The sequence below is a fragment of the Streptomyces sp. NPDC007983 genome (assembly GCF_042958345.1).
Taxonomy (GTDB): Bacteria; Actinomycetota; Actinomycetes; order Streptomycetales; family Streptomycetaceae; genus Streptomyces.
Genome location: NZ_JBIBJI010000003.1, coordinates 778,355 through 797,345, shown reverse-complemented (window position 1 = coordinate 797,345; position 18,991 = coordinate 778,355). Strand labels below are relative to the sequence as shown.

The 18,991-nt window shown below is 68.3% G+C and carries 32 protein-coding genes; all 32 read left to right on the top strand.

Annotation, left to right across the window (positions count from 1 at the left end; translation table 11 throughout):
• The 32 genes from rpsS (at position 1) to ACFZCY_RS12720 (ending at position 18,986) form a co-directional block, all read left to right on the top strand.
• Complete coding sequence (gene rpsS, locus ACFZCY_RS12875) at positions 1-282, top strand: 30S ribosomal protein S19 (protein ID WP_009715878.1); 282 nt, start codon at positions 1-3, stop codon at positions 280-282.
• A gap of 40 nt (positions 283-322) precedes the next feature.
• Positions 323-670, top strand: coding sequence for a 50S ribosomal protein L22 (gene rplV / locus ACFZCY_RS12870; RefSeq protein ID WP_039938067.1), 348 nt, complete (start codon positions 323-325; stop codon positions 668-670).
• A complete protein-coding gene (gene rpsC, locus ACFZCY_RS12865; RefSeq protein WP_391171826.1) occupies positions 670-1,494 on the top strand; it encodes a 30S ribosomal protein S3 in 825 nt (274 codons plus the stop codon). The genes rplV and rpsC overlap by 1 nt, the downstream gene beginning before the upstream one ends.
• 5 nt (positions 1,495-1,499) lie before the next feature.
• Positions 1,500-1,919, top strand: a complete 420-nt coding sequence (gene rplP / locus ACFZCY_RS12860) for a 50S ribosomal protein L16 (RefSeq protein ID WP_009715875.1) — start codon at positions 1,500-1,502, stop codon at positions 1,917-1,919.
• The gene (rpmC, locus tag ACFZCY_RS12855; protein ID WP_009715874.1) at positions 1,919-2,143 is read left to right on the top strand and encodes a 50S ribosomal protein L29; all 225 of its coding nucleotides are present in this window, start codon (positions 1,919-1,921) and stop codon (positions 2,141-2,143) included. Before rplP ends, rpmC begins: the two co-directional genes overlap by 1 nt.
• The gene (rpsQ, locus tag ACFZCY_RS12850) at positions 2,143-2,430 is read left to right on the top strand and encodes a 30S ribosomal protein S17 (RefSeq protein ID WP_055556095.1); all 288 of its coding nucleotides are present in this window, start codon (positions 2,143-2,145) and stop codon (positions 2,428-2,430) included. The genes rpmC and rpsQ overlap by 1 nt, the downstream gene beginning before the upstream one ends.
• A gap of 106 nt (positions 2,431-2,536) precedes the next feature.
• Entirely contained in the window at positions 2,537-2,905 is a 369-nt protein-coding gene (rplN, locus tag ACFZCY_RS12845) for a 50S ribosomal protein L14 (RefSeq protein WP_003998823.1), read from the top strand.
• A 3-nt stretch (positions 2,906-2,908) separates the two neighbouring features.
• Positions 2,909-3,232, top strand: coding sequence for a 50S ribosomal protein L24 (gene rplX / locus ACFZCY_RS12840; RefSeq protein WP_014054173.1), 324 nt, complete (start codon positions 2,909-2,911; stop codon positions 3,230-3,232).
• A complete protein-coding gene (rplE, locus tag ACFZCY_RS12835) occupies positions 3,232-3,792 on the top strand; it encodes a 50S ribosomal protein L5 (RefSeq protein ID WP_055556097.1) in 561 nt (186 codons plus the stop codon). Before rplX ends, rplE begins: the two co-directional genes overlap by 1 nt.
• A gap of 3 nt (positions 3,793-3,795) precedes the next feature.
• Entirely contained in the window at positions 3,796-3,981 is a 186-nt protein-coding gene (locus ACFZCY_RS12830) for a type Z 30S ribosomal protein S14 (protein WP_003948630.1), read from the top strand.
• 209 nt (positions 3,982-4,190) lie between these two features.
• Positions 4,191-4,589: a 30S ribosomal protein S8 gene (gene rpsH, locus ACFZCY_RS12825; RefSeq protein ID WP_055556099.1), complete on the top strand. Its 399-nt coding sequence runs from the start codon at positions 4,191-4,193 to the stop codon at positions 4,587-4,589.
• Positions 4,590-4,609: 20 nt separating this feature from the next.
• The gene (gene rplF / locus ACFZCY_RS12820) at positions 4,610-5,149 is read left to right on the top strand and encodes a 50S ribosomal protein L6 (RefSeq protein WP_055556101.1); all 540 of its coding nucleotides are present in this window, start codon (positions 4,610-4,612) and stop codon (positions 5,147-5,149) included.
• Positions 5,150-5,152: 3 nt separating this feature from the next.
• Positions 5,153-5,536: a 50S ribosomal protein L18 gene (gene rplR / locus ACFZCY_RS12815; protein ID WP_391171820.1), complete on the top strand. Its 384-nt coding sequence runs from the start codon at positions 5,153-5,155 to the stop codon at positions 5,534-5,536.
• A 43-nt stretch (positions 5,537-5,579) separates the two neighbouring features.
• Positions 5,580-6,185: a 30S ribosomal protein S5 gene (gene rpsE, locus ACFZCY_RS12810; protein ID WP_009715867.1), complete on the top strand. Its 606-nt coding sequence runs from the start codon at positions 5,580-5,582 to the stop codon at positions 6,183-6,185.
• A gap of 2 nt (positions 6,186-6,187) precedes the next feature.
• A complete protein-coding gene (gene rpmD, locus ACFZCY_RS12805) occupies positions 6,188-6,370 on the top strand; it encodes a 50S ribosomal protein L30 (protein ID WP_009715866.1) in 183 nt (60 codons plus the stop codon).
• A gap of 1 nt (position 6,371) precedes the next feature.
• Complete coding sequence (rplO, locus tag ACFZCY_RS12800) at positions 6,372-6,827, top strand: 50S ribosomal protein L15 (protein WP_059148967.1); 456 nt, start codon at positions 6,372-6,374, stop codon at positions 6,825-6,827.
• A 206-nt stretch (positions 6,828-7,033) separates the two neighbouring features.
• A complete protein-coding gene (gene secY / locus ACFZCY_RS12795; RefSeq protein ID WP_391171817.1) occupies positions 7,034-8,347 on the top strand; it encodes a preprotein translocase subunit SecY in 1,314 nt (437 codons plus the stop codon).
• Complete coding sequence (locus tag ACFZCY_RS12790) at positions 8,347-9,003, top strand: adenylate kinase (RefSeq protein ID WP_391171815.1); 657 nt, start codon at positions 8,347-8,349, stop codon at positions 9,001-9,003. The genes secY and ACFZCY_RS12790 overlap by 1 nt, the downstream gene beginning before the upstream one ends.
• 101 nt (positions 9,004-9,104) lie before the next feature.
• Entirely contained in the window at positions 9,105-9,941 is an 837-nt protein-coding gene (map, locus tag ACFZCY_RS12785; RefSeq protein ID WP_391171813.1) for a type I methionyl aminopeptidase, read from the top strand.
• A 175-nt stretch (positions 9,942-10,116) separates the two neighbouring features.
• Positions 10,117-10,338: a translation initiation factor IF-1 gene (infA, locus tag ACFZCY_RS12780; protein WP_003956442.1), complete on the top strand. Its 222-nt coding sequence runs from the start codon at positions 10,117-10,119 to the stop codon at positions 10,336-10,338.
• 27 nt (positions 10,339-10,365) lie between these two features.
• Positions 10,366-10,479 carry a 50S ribosomal protein L36 gene (gene rpmJ, locus ACFZCY_RS12775; protein WP_003956441.1) on the top strand — a complete coding sequence of 38 codons (114 nt, stop codon included), beginning with the start codon at positions 10,366-10,368 and terminating at the stop codon, positions 10,477-10,479.
• Between the two features lie 200 nt (positions 10,480-10,679).
• Positions 10,680-11,060 (top strand): 30S ribosomal protein S13, encoded by a 381-nt coding sequence (gene rpsM / locus ACFZCY_RS12770; RefSeq protein ID WP_391171811.1) that lies wholly within the window; start codon positions 10,680-10,682, stop codon positions 11,058-11,060.
• Positions 11,061-11,126: 66 nt separating this feature from the next.
• Positions 11,127-11,531: a 30S ribosomal protein S11 gene (rpsK, locus tag ACFZCY_RS12765; protein ID WP_009715860.1), complete on the top strand. Its 405-nt coding sequence runs from the start codon at positions 11,127-11,129 to the stop codon at positions 11,529-11,531.
• Between the two features lie 27 nt (positions 11,532-11,558).
• Positions 11,559-12,185, top strand: coding sequence for a 30S ribosomal protein S4 (gene rpsD, locus ACFZCY_RS12760; RefSeq protein ID WP_055556112.1), 627 nt, complete (start codon positions 11,559-11,561; stop codon positions 12,183-12,185).
• A gap of 105 nt (positions 12,186-12,290) precedes the next feature.
• Positions 12,291-13,313 (top strand): DNA-directed RNA polymerase subunit alpha, encoded by a 1,023-nt coding sequence (locus tag ACFZCY_RS12755; protein WP_009715858.1) that lies wholly within the window; start codon positions 12,291-12,293, stop codon positions 13,311-13,313.
• A gap of 79 nt (positions 13,314-13,392) precedes the next feature.
• A complete protein-coding gene (gene rplQ, locus ACFZCY_RS12750; RefSeq protein ID WP_391171807.1) occupies positions 13,393-13,905 on the top strand; it encodes a 50S ribosomal protein L17 in 513 nt (170 codons plus the stop codon).
• A gap of 89 nt (positions 13,906-13,994) precedes the next feature.
• The gene (gene truA / locus ACFZCY_RS12745; RefSeq protein WP_391171805.1) at positions 13,995-14,846 is read left to right on the top strand and encodes a tRNA pseudouridine(38-40) synthase TruA; all 852 of its coding nucleotides are present in this window, start codon (positions 13,995-13,997) and stop codon (positions 14,844-14,846) included.
• Between the two features lie 131 nt (positions 14,847-14,977).
• Positions 14,978-15,856, top strand: a complete 879-nt coding sequence (locus ACFZCY_RS12740) for an STAS domain-containing protein (RefSeq protein ID WP_391171802.1) — start codon at positions 14,978-14,980, stop codon at positions 15,854-15,856.
• Complete coding sequence (locus ACFZCY_RS12735) at positions 15,853-16,263, top strand: STAS domain-containing protein (protein ID WP_391171800.1); 411 nt, start codon at positions 15,853-15,855, stop codon at positions 16,261-16,263. Before ACFZCY_RS12740 ends, ACFZCY_RS12735 begins: the two co-directional genes overlap by 4 nt.
• Positions 16,247-16,720 carry an ATP-binding protein gene (locus ACFZCY_RS12730; protein WP_391171798.1) on the top strand — a complete coding sequence of 158 codons (474 nt, stop codon included), beginning with the start codon at positions 16,247-16,249 and terminating at the stop codon, positions 16,718-16,720. The genes ACFZCY_RS12735 and ACFZCY_RS12730 overlap by 17 nt, the downstream gene beginning before the upstream one ends.
• On the top strand, positions 16,717-17,742 hold the full coding sequence (locus tag ACFZCY_RS12725; protein ID WP_391171796.1) for a SpoIIE family protein phosphatase: 1,026 nt from the start codon (positions 16,717-16,719) through the stop codon (positions 17,740-17,742). The genes ACFZCY_RS12730 and ACFZCY_RS12725 overlap by 4 nt, the downstream gene beginning before the upstream one ends.
• Positions 17,739-18,986, top strand: coding sequence for a SpoIIE family protein phosphatase (locus tag ACFZCY_RS12720; RefSeq protein WP_391171794.1), 1,248 nt, complete (start codon positions 17,739-17,741; stop codon positions 18,984-18,986). The genes ACFZCY_RS12725 and ACFZCY_RS12720 overlap by 4 nt, the downstream gene beginning before the upstream one ends.
• Positions 18,987-18,991: the final 5 nt, after the last annotated feature.

Sequence of the window (18,991 nt, the reverse complement as noted above, 5' to 3'; positions counted from 1 at the left end):
ATGCCGCGTAGTCTCAAGAAGGGGCCCTTCGTCGACGACCACCTGATCAAGAAGGTGGATGTTCAGAACGAAGCCGGCACCAAGAACGTCATCAAGACCTGGTCCCGCCGCTCGATGATCGTCCCGGCCATGCTCGGACACACGATCGCGGTGCACGACGGCCGTAAGCACGTCCCGGTGTTCGTCTCCGAGTCGATGGTCGGCCACAAGCTCGGCGAGTTCGCGCCGACCCGCACCTTCCGCGGCCACGAGAAGGACGACCGCAAGTCGCGTCGTCGCTGATCGGCGGAAATGACTCATGACTGACACCGAAGGGACAACCATGGAAGCCAGGGCCCAGGCGCGGTACATCCGCGTCACGCCCATGAAGGCCCGCCGCGTGGTGGACCTCATTCGTGGCATGGGCGCCACGGAGGCTCAGGCGGTCCTGCGTTTCGCCCCGCAGGCCGCGAGCGTGCCCGTCGGCAAGGTGCTGGACAGCGCCATCGCCAACGCCGCGCACAACTACGACCACACCGACGCCGACAGCCTCGTCATCTCCGAGGCCTACGTCGACGAGGGCCCGACCCTGAAGCGGTTCCGTCCGCGCGCCCAGGGCCGCGCCTACCGGATCCGCAAGCGGACCAGCCACATCACCGTGGTCGTCAGCAGCAAGGAAGGAACCCGGTAATGGGCCAGAAGGTTAACCCGCACGGGTTCCGGCTCGGCATCACCACCGACTTCAAGTCGCGCTGGTACGCCGACAAGCTGTACAAGGACTACGTCAAGGAAGACGTCGCCATCCGCCGGATGATGACGAAGGGCATGGAGCGCGCCGGTATCTCCAAGGTGGAGATCGAGCGCACCCGTGACCGCGTCCGCGTCGACATCCACACCGCCCGGCCGGGCATCGTGATCGGCCGCCGCGGCGCGGAGGCCGACCGTATCCGTGGCGAGCTGGAGAAGCTCACCGGCAAGCAGGTGCAGCTGAACATCCTCGAGGTCAAGAACCCCGAGGTGGACGCTCAGCTGGTGGCCCAGGCCGTCGCCGAGCAGCTGTCCTCCCGCGTCTCCTTCCGTCGTGCGATGCGTAAGAGCATGCAGTCCACGATGAAGGCCGGTGCCAAGGGCATCAAGATCCAGTGTGGTGGCCGTCTCGGCGGCGCCGAGATGTCCCGCTCGGAGTTCTACCGCGAGGGCCGCGTGCCCCTGCACACGCTCCGCGCGAATGTCGACTACGGCTTCTTCGAGGCCAAGACCACCTTCGGCCGCATCGGCGTCAAGGTGTGGATCTACAAGGGCGACGTCAAGAACATCGCCGAGGTCCGCGCCGAGAACGCCGCCGCCCGCGCCGGCAACCGCCCGTCGCGCGGCAGCGACCGTCCGCAGCGCCGTGGTGGCGAGCGTGGCGGCCGTGGCCGTAAGCCGCAGCAGCAGAACGCCGCTGCCGAGGCCCCCAAGGCCGAGGCCGCTGCCGCTGCTCCGGCTGCTGAGAGCACCGGAACGGAGGCCTGACCGACATGCTGATCCCTCGCAGGGTCAAGCACCGCAAGCAGCACCACCCCAAGCGGTCCGGCATGGCCAAGGGCGGCACGGAGCTGGCGTTCGGCGAGTACGGCATCCAGGCCGTCACCCCGGCGTACGTCACGAACCGTCAGATCGAGGCCGCTCGTATCGCGATGACCCGCCACATCAAGCGTGGCGGCAAGGTCTGGATCAACATCTACCCGGACCGTCCGCTGACGAAGAAGCCCGCCGAGACCCGCATGGGTTCCGGTAAGGGCTCGCCGGAGTGGTGGGTCGCGAACGTCAAGCCCGGTCGGGTGATGTTCGAGCTGTCCTACCCGAACGAGAAGACTGCGCGTGAGGCGCTCACCCGCGCTGCTCACAAGCTCCCGATGAAGTGCCGGATCGTGCGGCGCGAGGCAGGTGAGTCGTGATGGCGGCCGGTACCAAGGCGTCCGAGCTGCGTGAGCTGAACAACGAGGACCTCGTTGGCAAGCTGCGTGAGGCCAAGGAAGAGCTGTTCAACCTCCGTTTCCAGGCGGCGACCGGACAGCTCGAGAACCACGGCCGGCTGAAGGCCGTCCGCAAGGACATCGCCCGGATCTACACCCTGATGCGGGAGCGCGAGCTCGGCATCGAGACGGTGGAGAGCGCCTGATGAGCGAGACGAATGTGACTGAGAACGCAACGCAGAGCCGCGGCTTCCGCAAGACCCGCGAGGGTCTGGTCGTCAGCGACAAGATGGACAAGACCGTCGTCGTCGCCGTCGAGGACCGCGTCAAGCACGCGCTGTACGGCAAGGTCATCCGCCGTACCAACAAGCTCAAGGCGCACGACGAGCAGAACGCCGCGGGTGTCGGCGACCGCGTCCTCCTGATGGAGACCCGGCCGCTGTCCGCGACGAAGCGCTGGCGCGTCGTCGAGATCCTCGAGAAGGCCAAGTAATTCCTGCGGGCAGCAGCCCGCAGGACAGTTCCGCCAGGCTTGGCAGGGGCTCGCACGGTGAGTGCCGAGCCCCTGCCGGGAACCGGCAGACGATCAGGAGATAGACGTGATCCAGCAGGAGTCGCGACTGCGCGTCGCCGACAACACGGGGGCGAAGGAAATCCTTTGCATCCGTGTTCTCGGTGGCTCGGGTCGCCGCTACGCGGGCATTGGTGACGTCATCGTCGCCACCGTGAAGGACGCGATCCCCGGTGGCAACGTGAAGAAGGGTGACGTCGTCAAGGCGGTCATCGTGCGCACCGTGAAGGAGCGCCGCCGCCCGGACGGTTCGTACATCCGCTTCGACGAGAACGCGGCCGTCATCCTCAAGAACGATGGCGACCCCCGCGGCACCCGTATCTTCGGCCCCGTGGGCCGTGAGCTGCGCGAGAAGAAGTTCATGAAGATCATCTCCCTCGCGCCGGAGGTGCTGTAACCGATGAAGATCAAGAAGGGCGACCTGGTCCAGGTCATCACCGGTAAGGACAAGGGCAAGCAGGGCAAGGTCATCGCGGCCTTCCCCCGCGAGGACCGGGTCCTGGTCGAGGGTGTCAACCGGGTCAAGAAGCACACCAAGGCCGGACAGACCGCTCGTGGGTCGAAGACCGGCGGCATCGTGACGACCGAGGCCCCGATCCACGTGAGCAACGTCCAGCTCGTGGTGGAGAAGGACGGCAACAAGGTTGTCACCCGCGTCGGGTACCGCTTCGACGACGAGGGCAACAAGATCCGCGTTGCCAAGCGGACCGGTGAGGACATCTGATGACTGCCACCACCAACGCACCGCGTCTCAAGACGCGCTACCGCGAAGAGATCCAGGGCAAGCTGCAGGAGCAGTTCTCGTACGGGAACGTCATGCAGATCCCGGGCCTCACCAAGGTCGTGGTCAACATGGGTGTGGGCGACGCCGCCCGCGACTCCAAGCTGATCGAGGGCGCCATCCGCGACCTCACCACGATCACCGGCCAGAAGCCGGCCGTCACCAAGGCCCGTAAGTCCATCGCGCAGTTCAAGCTGCGTGAGGGCCAGCCGATCGGTGCCCACGTCACCCTCCGCGGTGACCGCATGTGGGAGTTCCTGGACCGCCTGGTGTCGCTCGCGCTGCCGCGCATCCGCGACTTCCGCGGTCTGTCGCCGAAGCAGTTCGACGGCCGGGGCAACTACACCTTCGGTCTCACGGAGCAGGTCATGTTCCACGAGATCGACCAGGACAAGATCGACCGCGTCCGGGGTATGGACATCACCGTGGTGACCACGGCGACCAACGACGAAGAGGGCCGGGCCCTGCTGCGTCACCTCGGCTTCCCGTTCAAGGAGGCGTGAGCCGTGGCGAAGAAGGCTCTCATTGCGAAGGCCGCCCGCAAGCCGAAGTTCGGCGTGCGCGGCTACACCCGCTGCCAGCGCTGCGGCCGTCCGCACTCCGTGTACCGCAAGTTCGGCCTGTGCCGCGTGTGCCTTCGTGAGATGGCTCACCGTGGCGAGCTGCCGGGCGTGACCAAGAGCTCCTGGTAACCGGCCCTTAAGGGCTGGTAACCGGGCTCTCGGTAAGCAATGGATGGCGAGGCCCGCCCGTTCACTCCCGTAGAGTGGAAGGGTTGGGCGCTCGCCGCCCAGAATCCTTACTACGCCGTAGGTCCCCGCGCCGCACCCGTGCCCACCGTGAGATGGGTGAGAGGGATGGCGCATACAGGAAACCCCGGCGAGAGAGGCCGAAGGCCATCATGACCATGACCGATCCGATCGCAGACATGCTGACGCGTCTGCGAAACGCGAACTCGGCGTACCACGACTCCGTCGTGATGCCCCACAGCAAGATCAAGTCGCACATCGCGGAGATCCTCCAGCAGGAGGGCTACATCACCGGCTGGAAGGTCGAGGACGCCGAGGTCGGCAAGAACCTCACCCTCGAGCTGAAGTTCGGTCCGAACCGCGAGCGCTCGATCGCCGGCATCAAGCGGATTTCGAAGCCGGGCCTGCGGGTCTACGCAAAGTCCACCAACCTGCCGAAGGTGCTCGGCGGCCTGGGCGTGGCGATCATCTCCACGTCGCACGGGCTCCTCACCGACAAGCAGGCCGGCAAGAAGGGCGTGGGTGGGGAAGTCCTCGCCTACGTCTGGTAACCAGGGAACGGAGGAAGCACATGTCGCGCATTGGCAAGCTGCCCATCCAGGTTCCCGCTGGTGTGGACGTCACCATCGATGGCCGCACGGTCGCCGTGAAGGGCCCCAAGGGCTCTCTCTCGCACACCGTCGCCGCGCCGATCGATGTCGCCAAGGGTGAGGACAACTCTCTCGTTGTCACCCGCCCGAACGACGAGCGTCAGAACAAGGCCCTCCACGGCCTGTCCCGCACGCTGGTGGCGAACATGATCACCGGCGTGACCCAGGGCTACAGCAAGGCGCTCGAGATCAGCGGTGTCGGTTACCGCGTCCAGGCGAAGGGCTCCAACCTGGAGTTCTCGCTGGGCTACAGCCACCCGATCCTGGTGGAGGCCCCCGAGGGCATCTCCTTCAAGGTGGAATCCCCGACCAAGCTGAGCGTCGAGGGTATCGACAAGCAGAAGGTCGGCGAGGTCGCCGCGAACATCCGCAAGCTGCGCCGCCCGGACCCGTACAAGGCCAAGGGCGTCAAGTACGCGGGCGAGGTCATCCGCCGCAAGGTCGGAAAGGCTGGTAAGTAAGCCATGACATACGGTGTGAAGATCGCTAAGGGCGACGCGCGCAAGGCCGCGGCCGTCAAGCGCCGTCACATCCGCGTCCGCAAGCGGGTGTCCGGCACGCCGGAGCGCCCCCGCCTCGTCGTGACGCGCTCCAACCGTCACATGGTGGCCCAGGTCATCGACGACATCGCAGGCCACACGCTGGCCTCGGCGTCGACCCTGGACACCTCCATCCGTGGCGGAGAGGGTGACAAGAGCGCCCAGGCCAAGCAGGTCGGCGCCCTGGTCGCCGAGCGGGCCAAGGCCGCGGGTGTCGAGGCCGTCGTGTTCGACCGCGGTGGCAACAGGTACGCCGGGCGCATCGCCGCCCTGGCGGACGCTGCCCGTGAGGCCGGGCTGCAGTTCTGAGCCCCGGTTCCAACGCAATGCGGAAACGAGAGAGGTAAATCCAATGGCTGGACCCCAGCGCCGCGGTGGCGGCGCCGGTGGCGGCGAGCGGCGGGACCGGAAGGACCGGCGGGACGGCGGCGCAGCTGCCGAGAAGACCGCTTACGTCGAGCGTGTTGTCGCGATCAACCGCGTCGCCAAGGTTGTGAAGGGTGGTCGTCGCTTCAGCTTCACCGCGCTGGTCGTGGTGGGCGACGGTGACGGCACCGTGGGTGTCGGTTACGGCAAGGCCAAGGAGGTGCCGGCCGCGATCGCCAAGGGCGTGGAGGAGGCCAAGAAGCACTTCTTCAAGGTCCCCCGGATCGCCGGCACCATCCCGCACCCGATCCAGGGTGAGGAGGCCGCGGGTGTCGTGCTGCTCAAGCCGGCGTCCCCCGGTACCGGTGTGATCGCCGGTGGCCCGGTGCGTGCCGTTCTGGAGTGCGCGGGCATCCACGACGTGCTGAGCAAGTCGCTCGGCTCGTCGAACCCGATCAACATCGTGCACGCCACGCGAGCCGCTCTGCAGGGCCTTCAGCGCCCCGAGGAGATCGCCGCCCGTCGTGGTCTGCCGCTCGAGGACGTCGCTCCCGCCGCTCTGCTGCGGGCGCGTGCCGGGGTGGGTGTGTGAGCATGGCCCGCCTCAAGATCACGCAGACGAAGTCGTACATCGGCAGCAAGCAGAACCACCGCGACACCCTGCGTTCGCTCGGGCTGAAGAAGCTCGGCGACGTGGTTGTCAAGGAGGACCGCCCCGAGTTCCGCGGCATGGCGACCACCGTGCGGCACCTCGTGACGGTCGAGGAGGTCGACTGACATGGCGGAGAACAACCCGCTGAAGGTCCACAACCTCCGGCCCGCCCCGGGCGCCAAGACCGCCAAGACCCGTGTGGGTCGTGGTGAGGCGTCCAAGGGTAAGACCGCTGGTCGTGGTACCAAGGGCACCAAGGCCCGCTACCAGGTTCCGGAGCGCTTCGAGGGTGGGCAGATGCCCCTCCACATGCGGCTTCCGAAGCTGAAGGGCTTCAAGAACCCCTTCCGCACCGAGTACCAGGTCGTGAACCTGGACAAGCTGGCCGCGCTCTACCCGCAGGGTGGCGAGGTCACGGTGGCCGACCTGGTCGCCAAGGGTGCGGTGCGCAAGAACCAGCTCGTCAAGGTGCTGGGCTCCGGTGAGGTCTCCGTGGCGCTCCAGGTGACGGTCGACGCCGTCTCCGGCTCCGCCAAGGAGAAGATCACCGCTGCCGGCGGCACTGTCACCGAGCTCGTCTGAGCAACGTGCGAAACTGGCCGGGGATGCCCCAGATTCGGGGCATCCCCGGTTGGTCGTTCCTAGGGGGGCCAGGGCGCCGGTAAGGTGGCGTGCGTTGTTACCTTCCGCGCGGTACGTCTCCGTGCGGGTCCTGGCTGATAAGTATTCGTCGATCCTCAAGACCGTCACCTCTCGCGCAACGAACCGCGGGGGGCGCAGGAGGCACCGTGCTCACCGCGTTCGCCCGGGCGTTCAAGACGCCCGACCTGCGCAAGAAGCTGCTGTTCACGCTGGGCATCATTGTGCTGTTCCGGCTCGGGCAACATGTCCCGATCCCGGGCATCGACTACAAGAACGTCCAGACGTGCATGGACTTGGCCAAGGGCCAGCAGGGGCTGTTCGGCCTGGTCAACATGTTCAGTGGTGGCGCACTGCTCCAGATCACCATCTTCGCGCTCGGGATCATGCCGTACATCACGGCGAGCATCATCCTGCAGCTGCTGACCGTGGTGATTCCGCGTCTGGAGGCCCTCAAGAAAGAGGGCCAGACCGGGCAGGCGAAGATCACGCAGTACACCCGTTACCTGACCGTCGCGCTCGCGATCCTCCAGGGCACCGGCCTGGTCGCCACCGCGCGCAGCGGTTCGCTGTTCCAGAGCTGCCCGGTCGGCGGTCAGATCGTCCGGGACGATTCGATCTTCACCACCGCCGTGATGGTCATCACGATGACCGCCGGCACCGCGCTGATCATGTGGCTCGGTGAGCTGGTCACCGACCGCGGCATCGGCAACGGCATGTCGATCCTGATGTTCGTCTCGATCGCCGCCGGTTTCCCCAGCGCCATGTGGAGCATCAAGCAGCAGGGCAAGATCATGGACGGCTGGCTGGAGTTCGGCCTGGTGATCGTCTGTGGTCTGGCCATGGTCGGCCTGGTGGTCTTCGTCGAGCAGGCGCAGCGCCGCATCCCGGTGCAGTACGCCAAGCGGATGATCGGCCGTCGCAGCTACGGCGGCACGTCCACCTACATCCCGATGAAGGTGAACCAGGCGGGTGTGATCCCCGTGATCTTCGCCTCGTCCCTGCTCTACATTCCGGCGCTGATCGTTCAGTTCAGCCAGTCCAAGGCGGGCTGGGCGAACTGGATCTCGCAGAACCTGGTCAAGGGCGACCACCCGATCTACATCACCGCGTACTTCTTGCTGATCGTCTTCTTCGCGTTCTTCTACGTCGCCATCAGCTTCAACCCCGAAGAAGTTGCCGACAACATGAAGAAGTATGGTGGGTTCATCCCGGGTATTCGGGCTGGTCGTCCCACTGCTGAGTATCTGAGCTACGTGCTGAACCGCATCACGTGGCCGGGTGCGCTCTATCTGGGTCTGATCGCCCTGGTGCCCACGGTGGCGCTGGTGACGCTCAATGCCAATCAGAACTTCCCGTTCGGCGGCACGAGCATCCTGATCATCGTGGGTGTCGGCCTGGAGACCGTGAAGCAGATCGAGAGCCAGCTTCAGCAGCGACACTACGAAGGGTTCCTCCGCTGATGCGAATCGTCCTCGTCGGGCCTCCTGGAGCGGGCAAGGGTACGCAGGCCGCGTATCTGGCCAAAAACCTGTCGATCCCGCACATCTCCACGGGCGACCTGTTCCGCGCGAACATCAGCCAGGGCACACCGCTCGGCAAGCAGGCGCAGGAGTACATGCGGGCCGGCCAGCTGGTACCGGACGAGGTCACCGTCGGCATGGCCGAGGACCGGATGGGTCAGCCGGACGCGTCGGGCGGCTTCCTGCTCGACGGCTTCCCGCGCAACCTGGCCCAGGCCGAGGCGCTGGACGCCTTCCTGCGGGCCAACGAGCTGACGCTGGACGCGGTCCTGGACCTGGAGGTCCCGGAGGACGAGGTGGTCAAGCGCATCGCCGGCCGCCGTACCTGCCGCAACGACAGCGCGCACACCTTCCACGTGGAGTACAAGAAGCCCGAGACCGAGGGCGTGTGCGACGTGTGCGGCGGTGAGCTGTACCAGCGCGAGGACGACAGCGAGGAAACCGTCCGCAAGCGCCTCGAGGTCTACCACCGCGAGACCGAGCCGATCATCGACTACTACAGGGCCAAGGGCCAGGTCGTGACGATCCCGGCGCTCGGCGCGGTGCCCGAGGTCACGCAGCGCGCGATGGGCGCCCTGGCGGCCAAGGCGGCCTGACGGCCGCGAGGACCAGAACAGTACGGCCGCGGCGCCCGTTGGGCACCGCGGCCGTACTGTTGAGCAGATAAGCCAAGACGACGGAATCCCGGAAGGCACCCATGGTGGAGATCAAGACGGCCGAGCAGATCGCGAAGATGCGTGAGGCGGGGCTGGTCGTCGCCGCCATCCACGAGGCGACGCGTGCGGCCGCCGTGCCCGGCGCCTCCACCAAGGACCTGGACGACGTCGCCCGCAAGGTGATCGCCGACCACGGCGCCAAGTCGAACTTCCTGGGCTACGGCGGCTTCCCCGCGACCATCTGCACGTCGGTGAACGACGTCGTCGTGCACGGCATCCCGGACCGCGAGACCGTCCTCGCGGACGGCGACATCATCTCCATCGACGCGGGCGCGATCATCGACGGCTGGCACGGGGACGCCGCCTTCACCGTCTTCGTCGGCGAGGGCCACGCCCCGGAGCTGCACGAGCTGAGCCGGGTCACCGAGGAGTCGATGTGGGCCGGGATCGCCGCGGTCCGCAAGGGCAACCGGCTGCTCGACATCTCCAAGGCGATCGAGGGCTACATCCGGCGCCAGCCGCGTCCCGCCTCCGGCAAGTACGGGATCATCGAGGACTACGGCGGCCACGGCATCGGCAGCCAGATGCACATGGACCCGCATCTGCTGAACTACGTCTCCCGCAAGCGCGGCAAGGGCCCGAAGCTGGTGCCCGGCTTCTGCATCGCGATCGAGCCGATGGTGAGCCTCGGCACCGCGAAGACGCACGTCCTGGCCGACGACTGGACCGTCAAGACGGACGACGGCACCTGGTCCAGCCACTGGGAGCACTCGGTCGCGCTGACCGAGGAGGGCCCGCTGGTGCTGACCGCGGTGGACGGCGGCAAGGCGAAGCTGGCCGAGCTGGGCGTGGAGACCGCGCCGGACCCGCTGGCCTGAACCGTCCCGGCCCCGTCGCCCTGCGTGATCTTCTTTGGCATAAACACCGTGGAATCCGGGCATGCTGCCCCGGATTCGTGTTTCGGGATGCCCTGACGTAGACTGACACGTCGGCTCACGCATGCCCTCCCGCATGTGGCGAGCCGATCAAGGTAGCCGATCCCGAAAGCAGGACATGGCCAAGAAGCAAGGCGCCATCGAAATCGAGGGCACCGTGATCGAGTCTCTGCCGAACGCGATGTTCAAGGTGGAGCTTCAGAACGGTCACAAGGTCCTCGCGCACATCAGCGGCAAGATGCGTATGCACTACATCCGCATCCTGCCGGATGACCGGGTTGTCGTGGAGCTGTCTCCGTACGACCTCACGCGCGGACGGATCGTCTACCGCTACAAGTAGATCTCACGACCCGGAGAACCTCACACCATGAAGGTCAAGCCGAGCGTCAAGAAGATCTGCGACAAGTGCAAGGTGATCCGCCGCCACGGCCGGGTCATGGTCATCTGCGACAACCTGCGCCACAAGCAGCGCCAGGGCTGACGCACGCCGGCCGATAGACCTGCACTTCTCGCAGCAATCTTCGCGCGACGCATAACTGTACGTACATACGCAGTCACCCGTTCCCGTCACCGTTGTCATGACATCGGGGACGACACCCCCGGTCGGAGGCCGGGGACCCGGCCCGACCGGCTGGGAGTGGTGCTGTGGAAGACCTCCGACAACCACCTGGAGCCAGATTCATGGCACGCCTTGCAGGCGTTGATCTCCCGCGCGAAAAGCGCGTCGAGGTCGCCCTCACCTACGTCTTCGGCATCGGTCGCACCCTTGCCCAGCAGACGCTCGCCAACACCGGTGTGAACCCGGACACCCGCGTTCGCGACCTGGCCGAAGAGGACCTGGTCAAGATCCGCGAGTACGTGGACAGCAACATCAAGACCGAGGGTGACCTCCGTCGTGAGATTCAGGCCGACATCCGCCGCAAGGTGGAGATCGGCTGCTACCAGGGCCTGCGTCACCGCCGCGGCCTGCCGGTCCACGGCCAGCGCACCAGCACCAACGCCCGCACCCGCAAGGGCCCGCGTCGCGCGATCGCCGGTAAGAAGAAGCCGGGCAAGAAGTAGTCCGCACCGGACGCTGCCAAGCGGTCCGAGCTGTAGGACCGACCACCTCCACGGGAGAATTCAGGAATGCCTCCGAAGAGCAGGACGGCCGGCGCCAAGAAGGTGCGCCGCAAGGAGAAGAAGAACGTCGCCCACGGGCACGCTCACATCAAGAGCACGTTCAACAACACCATCGTTTCGATCACGGACCCGACCGGGAACGTGATTTCTTGGGCCTCGGCCGGCCACGTCGGCTTCAAGGGCTCGCGCAAGTCCACTCCGTTCGCCGCGCAGATGGCCGCCGAGTCGGCCGCCCGCCGCGCGCAGGAGCACGGCATGCGCAAGGTCGACGTGTTCGTCAAGGGTCCGGGCTCCGGCCGTGAGACCGCGATCCGCTCGCTCCAGGCCACCGGCCTGGAGGTGGGTTCGATCCAGGACGTCACTCCGACTCCGCACAACGGATGCCGCCCGCCCAAGCGCCGGCGCGTCTGACCGGCTGAAGTAGGAGACAACTAGAAAATGGCGCGTTACACCGGGGCCGACTGCAAGCGTTGCCGTCGGGAAAAGCAGAAGCTCTTCCTCAAGGGGAGCAAGTGCGAGAGCGCAAAGTGCCCGATCGAGATCCGTCCTTACCCCCCGGGTGAGCACGGTCGCGGGCGCACCAAGGACAGCGAGTACCTGCTGCAGCTCCGAGAGAAGCAGAAGGCGACCCGCATCTACGGGGTCCTTGAGAAGCAGTTCCGTGGCTACTACGCGGAGGCGAACAAGAAGTCCGGCAAGACCGGTGAGAACCTTCTTCGCATCCTCGAGACGCGGCTGGACAACGTGGTCTACCGGGCGGGCTTCGCCAAGTCCCGGGACCACGCCCGTCAGCTGGTGCGTCACGGCCACTTCACCGTGAACGGCGTCAAGACCGACATCCCGTCGGCCCGCGTCGCCGTGAACGACATCATCGAGGTGCGTGCGAAGTCCCGGACCATGACCCCCTTCCAGGTGGCCGTGGCCGAGGCGGGCGAGCGCACGGTGCCGGCGTGGCTGGAGGCCATTCCGTCGCAGCTGCGCATCCTCGTGCACTCGATGCCCGAGCGCCAGGTGATCGACACCCAGGTGCAGGAGCAGCTGATCGTCGAGCTCTACTCGAAGTAGTAGAGCGGGACGATACGGGCGGTACGGCGCCGTTTGGCACGTACCGCCCGTACCATTGAAGGGTTCGGCGTCAAATAGCGGGCGCCGGAGACTGGAGGAAACCCCATGCTGATCGCTCAGCGTCCCTCGTTGACCGAAGAGGTCGTCGACGAGTTCCGCTCCCGGTTCGTGATCGAGCCGCTGGAGCCGGGCTTCGGCTACACCCTCGGAAACTCCCTGCGTCGTACGCTCCTCTCCTCGATCCCCGGTGCGGCGGTCACGTCCATCCGGATCGACGGGGTCCTGCACGAGTTCACCACCGTGCCGGGCGTCAAGGAGGACGTCACCGACCTGATCCTCAACATCAAGCAGCTGGTCGTCTCCTCGGAGCACGACGAGCCGGTCGTGATGTACCTGCGCAAGCAGGGCCCGGGTCTGGTCACCGCCGCCGACATCGCACCGCCGGCCGGTGTCGAGGTGCACAACCCGGACCTGGTCCTGGCCACGCTGAACGGCAAGGGCAAGCTGGAGATGGAGCTGACCGTCGAGCGCGGTCGCGGCTATGTCTCCGCCGTCCAGAACAAGCAGGTCGGCCAGGAGATCGGCCGGATTCCGGTCGACTCGATCTACTCGCCGGTGCTCAAGGTCACCTACAAGGTCGAGGCGACCCGTGTCGAGCAGCGCACCGACTTCGACAAGCTGATCGTCGACGTCGAGACCAAGCAGGCCATGCGCCCGCGCGACGCCATGGCGTCGGCCGGTAAGACCCTGGTCGAGCTGTTCGGCCTGGCCCGCGAGCTGAACGTGGACGCCGAGGGCATCGACATGGGCCCGTCCCCGACGGACGCCGCCCTGGCCGCGGATCTGGCGCTGCCGATCGAGGAGCTGGAGCTCACGGTCCGGTCGTACAACTGCCTCAAGCGCGAGGGCATCCACTCCGTGGGTGAGCTGGTCGCGCGGTCCGAGGCGGACCTGCTCGACATCCGCAACTTCGGCGCCAAGTCGATCGACGAGGTCAAGGCGAAGCTGGCCGGTATGGGCCTCGCGCTCAAGGACAGCCCGCCCGGATTCGACCCGACCGCCGCCGCCGACGCCTTCGGCGCGGACGACGACGCGGACGCCGGGTTCGTCGAGACCGAGCAGTACTGATACTTCCGGCGGGCGTTCGCTCGTCGGTAACTGACACCGGTACCTGATACGGCCGGTGCAGACATCTAGGAGATACACAATGCCGAAGCCCACCAAGGGCGCCCGTCTGGGCGGCAGCGCTGCGCACGAGCGGCTTCTGCTGGCGAACCTCGCCACCGCGCTGTTCGAGCACGGCCGGATCACCACCACCGAGGCGAAGGCCCGCCGCCTGCGCCCGGTCGCGGAGAAGCTGGTCACCAAGGCGAAGAAGGGCGACCTTCACAACCGCCGTCTGGTGCTCCAGTCCATCCGTGACAAGAGCGTCGTGCACACTCTCTTCACCGAGATCGCGCCGCGCTACGAGAACCGGCCGGGTGGCTACACCCGCATCACCAAGATCGGCAACCGTCGTGGCGACAACGCCCCGATGGCGGTCATCGAGCTGGTCGAGGCCCTGACCGTGCAGCAGGAGGCGGTCGGCGAGGCCGAGGCCGCCACCAAGCGCACCGCGAAGGACGCCGCCGGCGACCAGGCCGTCGCGGACCTCAAGAAGGACGAGGCCCCCGAGGCCGAGGCCACCGAGGCTCCGGCGGAGGAGTCCAAGGACGCCTGACGTCCGAGGCTTGTCGTACGGGCGGGCCCGCTCCCAGATTCTGGGTGCGGGCCCGTTCCGCGTTGCGAGGTGTGGAGAGGAACGGTTGGGTGAGTGACGAGGCGGCACCCGGTTTCGTACGGATCCGGCTGGATCTGAGTTACGACGGCAAGGACTTCTCGGGCTGGGCCAAGCAGCGCGAGCGGCGCACCGTCCAGGGCGAGCTGGAGAGCGCCCTGCGCACGGTGACCCGGTCGTCGGACACCTACGAGCTGACGGTGGCGGGCCGCACCGACGCCGGGGTGCACGCCCGGGGGCAGGTCGCGCACGTCGATCTGCCGGAGCCGGTGTGGGCCGAGCACCGGGACAAGCTGCTGCGCCGCCTGGCGGGGCGGCTGCCGCACGACGTACGGGTGTGGCGGGTCGCCGAGGCGCCGCCCGGTTTCAACGCGCGCTTCTCGGCGGTCTGGCGGCGGTACGCCTACCGGGTGGTGGACCATCCGGGCGGGGTCGATCCGCTGCTGCGCGGCCATGTGCTGTGGCACGACTGGCCGCTGGACGTGGACGCCATGAACGCGGCCTCGGCGCCGCTGCTCGGCGAGCACGACTTCGCCGCGTACTGCAAGCGGCGGGACGGCGCCACCACCATCCGCACCCTCCAGCGGCTGAGCTGGGAGCGCGGCGAGGACGGTGTGATCACGGCGACGGTGCGGGCCGACGCCTTCTGCCACAACATGGTCCGCTCGCTGGTCGGCGCGCTGCTGTTCGTCGGCGACGGCCACCGCCCGGTGGACTGGCCGGGGAAGGTGCTGGCGGCGGGGGTGCGGGATTCGGCGGTCCATGTCGTACGCCCCCACGGCCTGACCCTCGAAGAGGTGGGCTACCCGGCCGACGAACTGCTCGCGGCCCGGAACAAAGAGGCGCGTAACAAGCGTTCGCTGCCGGCCGCGGGATGCTGCTGACCTGCGACGGGTGTGTGATCGTGACCGGCGGGTACACGATTTCGCGCATCTGTGTCTGGAGCCGGAGCACAGGAGATCGATAACATTTGCGCCGCAGAGTCCGGGTGGCCGACCGGGAAGGGACCGATCGCGTGAGTACCAGTGAGGCCGCCGTACGTGAACAGCTGACGAGGGCTCTGCAGGAGCGGGACGAGGAGATCGCCGACCGCTGGGTCGCGCTGCAGCTGGAGCAGGCACTGCTCGGCACCGACATCAGCGAGGCCGAACTCCGCGAGGAGGCCGACTCGTTGATCGACGCCCTGGTGCCGGGCCTGGAGAGCGACGTCCCGGTGGAACGGGTCGTCACCTCCCACCCGGGACTGCACCAGGCGGTCATCGGACTGTCCATGCGCCGGGCCCGGGCGGGGGCGACGCCGACCGCGACCTCGCTCGCGGTGCTGGCGCTCAAGGAGGCGCTGCTGAAGGCCGTGCAGCGGGAGACCCGGGACGCCGAGGAGCTGTTCGCCACGGCGGTCTTCATCAACCGGCTGCTCGATGTGGCCGGGGCGCTGTCCTTCGAGACGTATGTGGAGGGCCGCGAGGAGATCATCCGGCGGCAGAGCCAGCAGCTGATGGAGCTGTCCACGCCGGTGGTGCGGCTGTGGAAGCAGGTGCTGGCGGTGCCGCTGATCGGCACGCTGGACACCGCGCGGACCCAGATCGTCATGGAGAACCTGCTCCAGGCGATACAGGACCATGAGGCGCTGGTCGCGATCATCGACATCACGGGCGTCTCGACGGTGGACACCGCCGTCGCCCAGCACCTCATGCAGACCGTCAACGCGGTGCGGCTCATGGGCGCGGACTGTGTGATCAGCGGCATCCGGCCGTCCATCGCGCAGACCATCGCCCAGCTCGGCATCGACCTGTCCACCATCCTCACGCGGGCGACGCTGGCCGACGCGCTGGCCGCCGCGATCAAGCTGATCGACGGCCCCGGACCGGACGGGGAAGAGGGGGAGAGCCGGTGACCGAACACCGCCCGGCGGGCGTTCCGATTCTGCGGCTGGGCGATGTCCTGGTCACCGGACTGCTCAACGAGCTGGACGACCGGGCCGCCATCGCCTTCACCGAGGAGCTGACGGCCCGCATCTCCGCCGAGGGGGCGCGGGGGGTGCTCATCGACATCTCCCGGCTGGAGATCATCGACTCCTTCGTGGCCCGCACCCTGATGGAACTGACCACGGTGTCCCGGCTGCTGGGCGCCCGGGTGATCGTGGCGGGCATGCGGCCGCCGGTGGCGATCACCCTGGTGGAGCTGGGCATCGAACTGGTCGGTGTGGAGACCGCACTCAACCCGGAACAGGGCCTGGCCGCATTGGGGTGGCGCCAGGCCCAGGAACCCCTGGGAGGGTCCCGACGTGGCGCTGCCCGGTGAGTCCACCGTCGCTTCCCGGCCGACCCCGGCGCCCCGCGCGGGCGACGGCGAGGCGGGCGCGCCCGTGACCCATCAGGTCCGTACCGAGGAGGATCTGCTGGCGGTGCGGCACGCGGTGCGCGCGGCCACCGTCGAGGCCGGGTTCGGGATCGTCGACCAGACCCGGGTGGTCACGGCGGCGAGCGAGCTGGCCCGTAACGCCTTTGTGCACGGCGGAGGCGGCACCCTGACGATCGAACAGGTGCGCGGATCCGCCGGGCGCGGGCTGCGGCTGACCGTCAAGGACGACGGGCCGGGCATCGCGGACCTGGACACGGCGCTCACCGACGGCTTCACCACCGGCTCGGGGCTCGGCCACGGGCTGGGCGGCGCCCGCCGGCTGATGGACGAGTTCACGGTGCACACCGGCGCCGGACAGGGCACGGTCGTGGTCGCCACCCGGTGGACGGTCCGGTGACCCGTACGACGGTGCCCCCCACCGCCCAGGTACGGATCGACCACCACAGCGCGGTCCACCTGGCGGCCGAGACGGCACGGCGCGTGGCGCGGGCGTGCGGACTGCCCGGCGCGCTGCCCGACCAGGCGGCCGTCATCGCCTCGGAGCTGGCCACCAACCTCGACAAGCACGCCAGCGACGGCACCCTCTACATCCAGCCCGTGCCGCTCGGCGAGGGCGTGGAGATCCTGGCCGCCGACCGCGGCCCGGGCATGGCCGAGCTGGAGCGCTGCCTCGCGGACGGCTACACCACCGCCGGAACCCTCGGGGTGGGCCTCGGCGCCGTGAGCAGGCTCGCCACCCACTTCCTCATCCGCACCGGTACGTGGCGGGACACCGAGGTCGGGACCTGGGCCTGCGCCCGGCTCACCCCGCCCGGCGACCGGGCGGCCGCGTCGCAGGGCGTGGGTTCGGTGTGCCTGGCCGTCGAGGGGGAGGAGGACTGCGGCGACGCCTGTGCCGTCGCCGACACCGGCGACACCCGCACCGCCGTCGTCCTCGACGGGCTGGGCCACGGGACGCAGGCCGCCGAGGCGGCCGGTATCGCGCTGCGCACCTTCCACGCCGACCCCGGGCGGCCGCTGGGCGAGCTGCTGACCGGCATGCACCGCGCGCTGCGGCACACCCGCGGGGCCGCGGCCGGGCTGGTGCGGCTCCACGCGGACCACGCCGAGTACTGCGGCATCGGCAACGTCCGCGTGCTCGCCCTGTCCCACCAGGGCGTGCAGTCCCGGCTCACCGGACAGCCCGGCGTCGTCGGCTGGTCGATGCCCGCCCCGCACGTCCACCGCTTCCCGCTGCCGCAGGGCGCCACCGCGGTGCTCCACAGCGACGGCATCGACGCCGGATGGGCGCGCGATCCGTCACCGTTCCTGCTCCGACTCCCGCCACCCCTGTTGTCCGCCGCACTCGCCCATGGCCATCGCCGCAACCGCGACGATGCCTCGGTTCTCACGGCCAGGCCCCCACAGAGGCACCCATGACCACCCGGACCATCGGCTGCGACACGGCGGACGGACTCAGCCGGGCGGTGCGCCGCGTGGCCCGCGACCACGCCCTGGATCCGGGCTTGCGCGGACGGCTCGTACTGTCCGTCGCGGCCGTCGCGGAACCGGCCCTGCGTACGGCCGGACACACCTCGCTGAGCTGGACGTTCCAGTGCGAGGACGACGACCGGTCCGGGCTGCTCACCCTGGCGCTCGGTTTAGACGGCCCCACGGCCCTGCCGTCCGCCGAGACCGCCGCCGCGCTCCCGCTGCCCGCCGACGCGGTGACGGACCGGGAGGTGGTGTGGCGGCTGCAGGCCGCCCCGGCAGCGGACGCCCCGGACGACGGGACGGCACCGGACTCCTCGGCCGGCGACGCGGCGCTGGTGGAGGAGGAGCTGCGCGCCGTGGTGGCCCGCACCGACGAGCTCACCGCCGAACACCGCCGCCTCAAGGACGAACTCGCCGAGACCAACAGCGGTGTGCTCGCCCTCTACGTCCAGCTCGACGAGCGCGACGAGCGGCTGCGCAAGGCCCACGGCCAGACCCTGCGCGAGCTGGAGGACGCGCTGCGCCCGGCGCCCCTGGAGGTCGACGGCCTCGAACTCGCCGTCCACTACGCGCCCGCGGGCACCGACGCGCCCACCGGCGGCGACCTGTACGACTGGTTCGTGCTGCCCGACGGCACCGTGCACATCACGATCGTGGACGCGCTCGGGCACGGGGTGACCAGTACCCGTAGCGCCCTCAACGTCACCCACGCGGTGCGCACCCTCGCCCTGGAGGGCCATCACCTCCAGTCGATCGTCGCCCGCACCGACGAGATCCTGCTGCCGTTCGACCGCAACGTGATGGCCACCGTCCTGCTGGCCCGGATCAACCCGGCCACCGGTGAGCTGCGGGTGGCCAACGGCAGCCATCCGCCCGCGCTGCTGACCCGCGCCAACGGAACGGCGCGCTATCTGGAGGCCCGGGGGCGCGGGATCGGCTTCCCGATGCCCGGAAGCGACCGGCTGCTGACCGAGAAGATGGCGCCGGGGGATCTCCTGCTGCTCTACACCGACGGGCTCACCGAGAGCCGACGGGACCCCGTGGAGGGCGAGAAGCGGTTGATCGAGGCCGCGTACGAGCATCTGCACGCCCCGATCGAGGAGATCCCCGGCGCCATCGCGGACGATATGCACACCGTGATCCTTCACCCGGACGACACCCTCGCGCTGGCCGTCCGGGTCCGGTCCTGACGGTC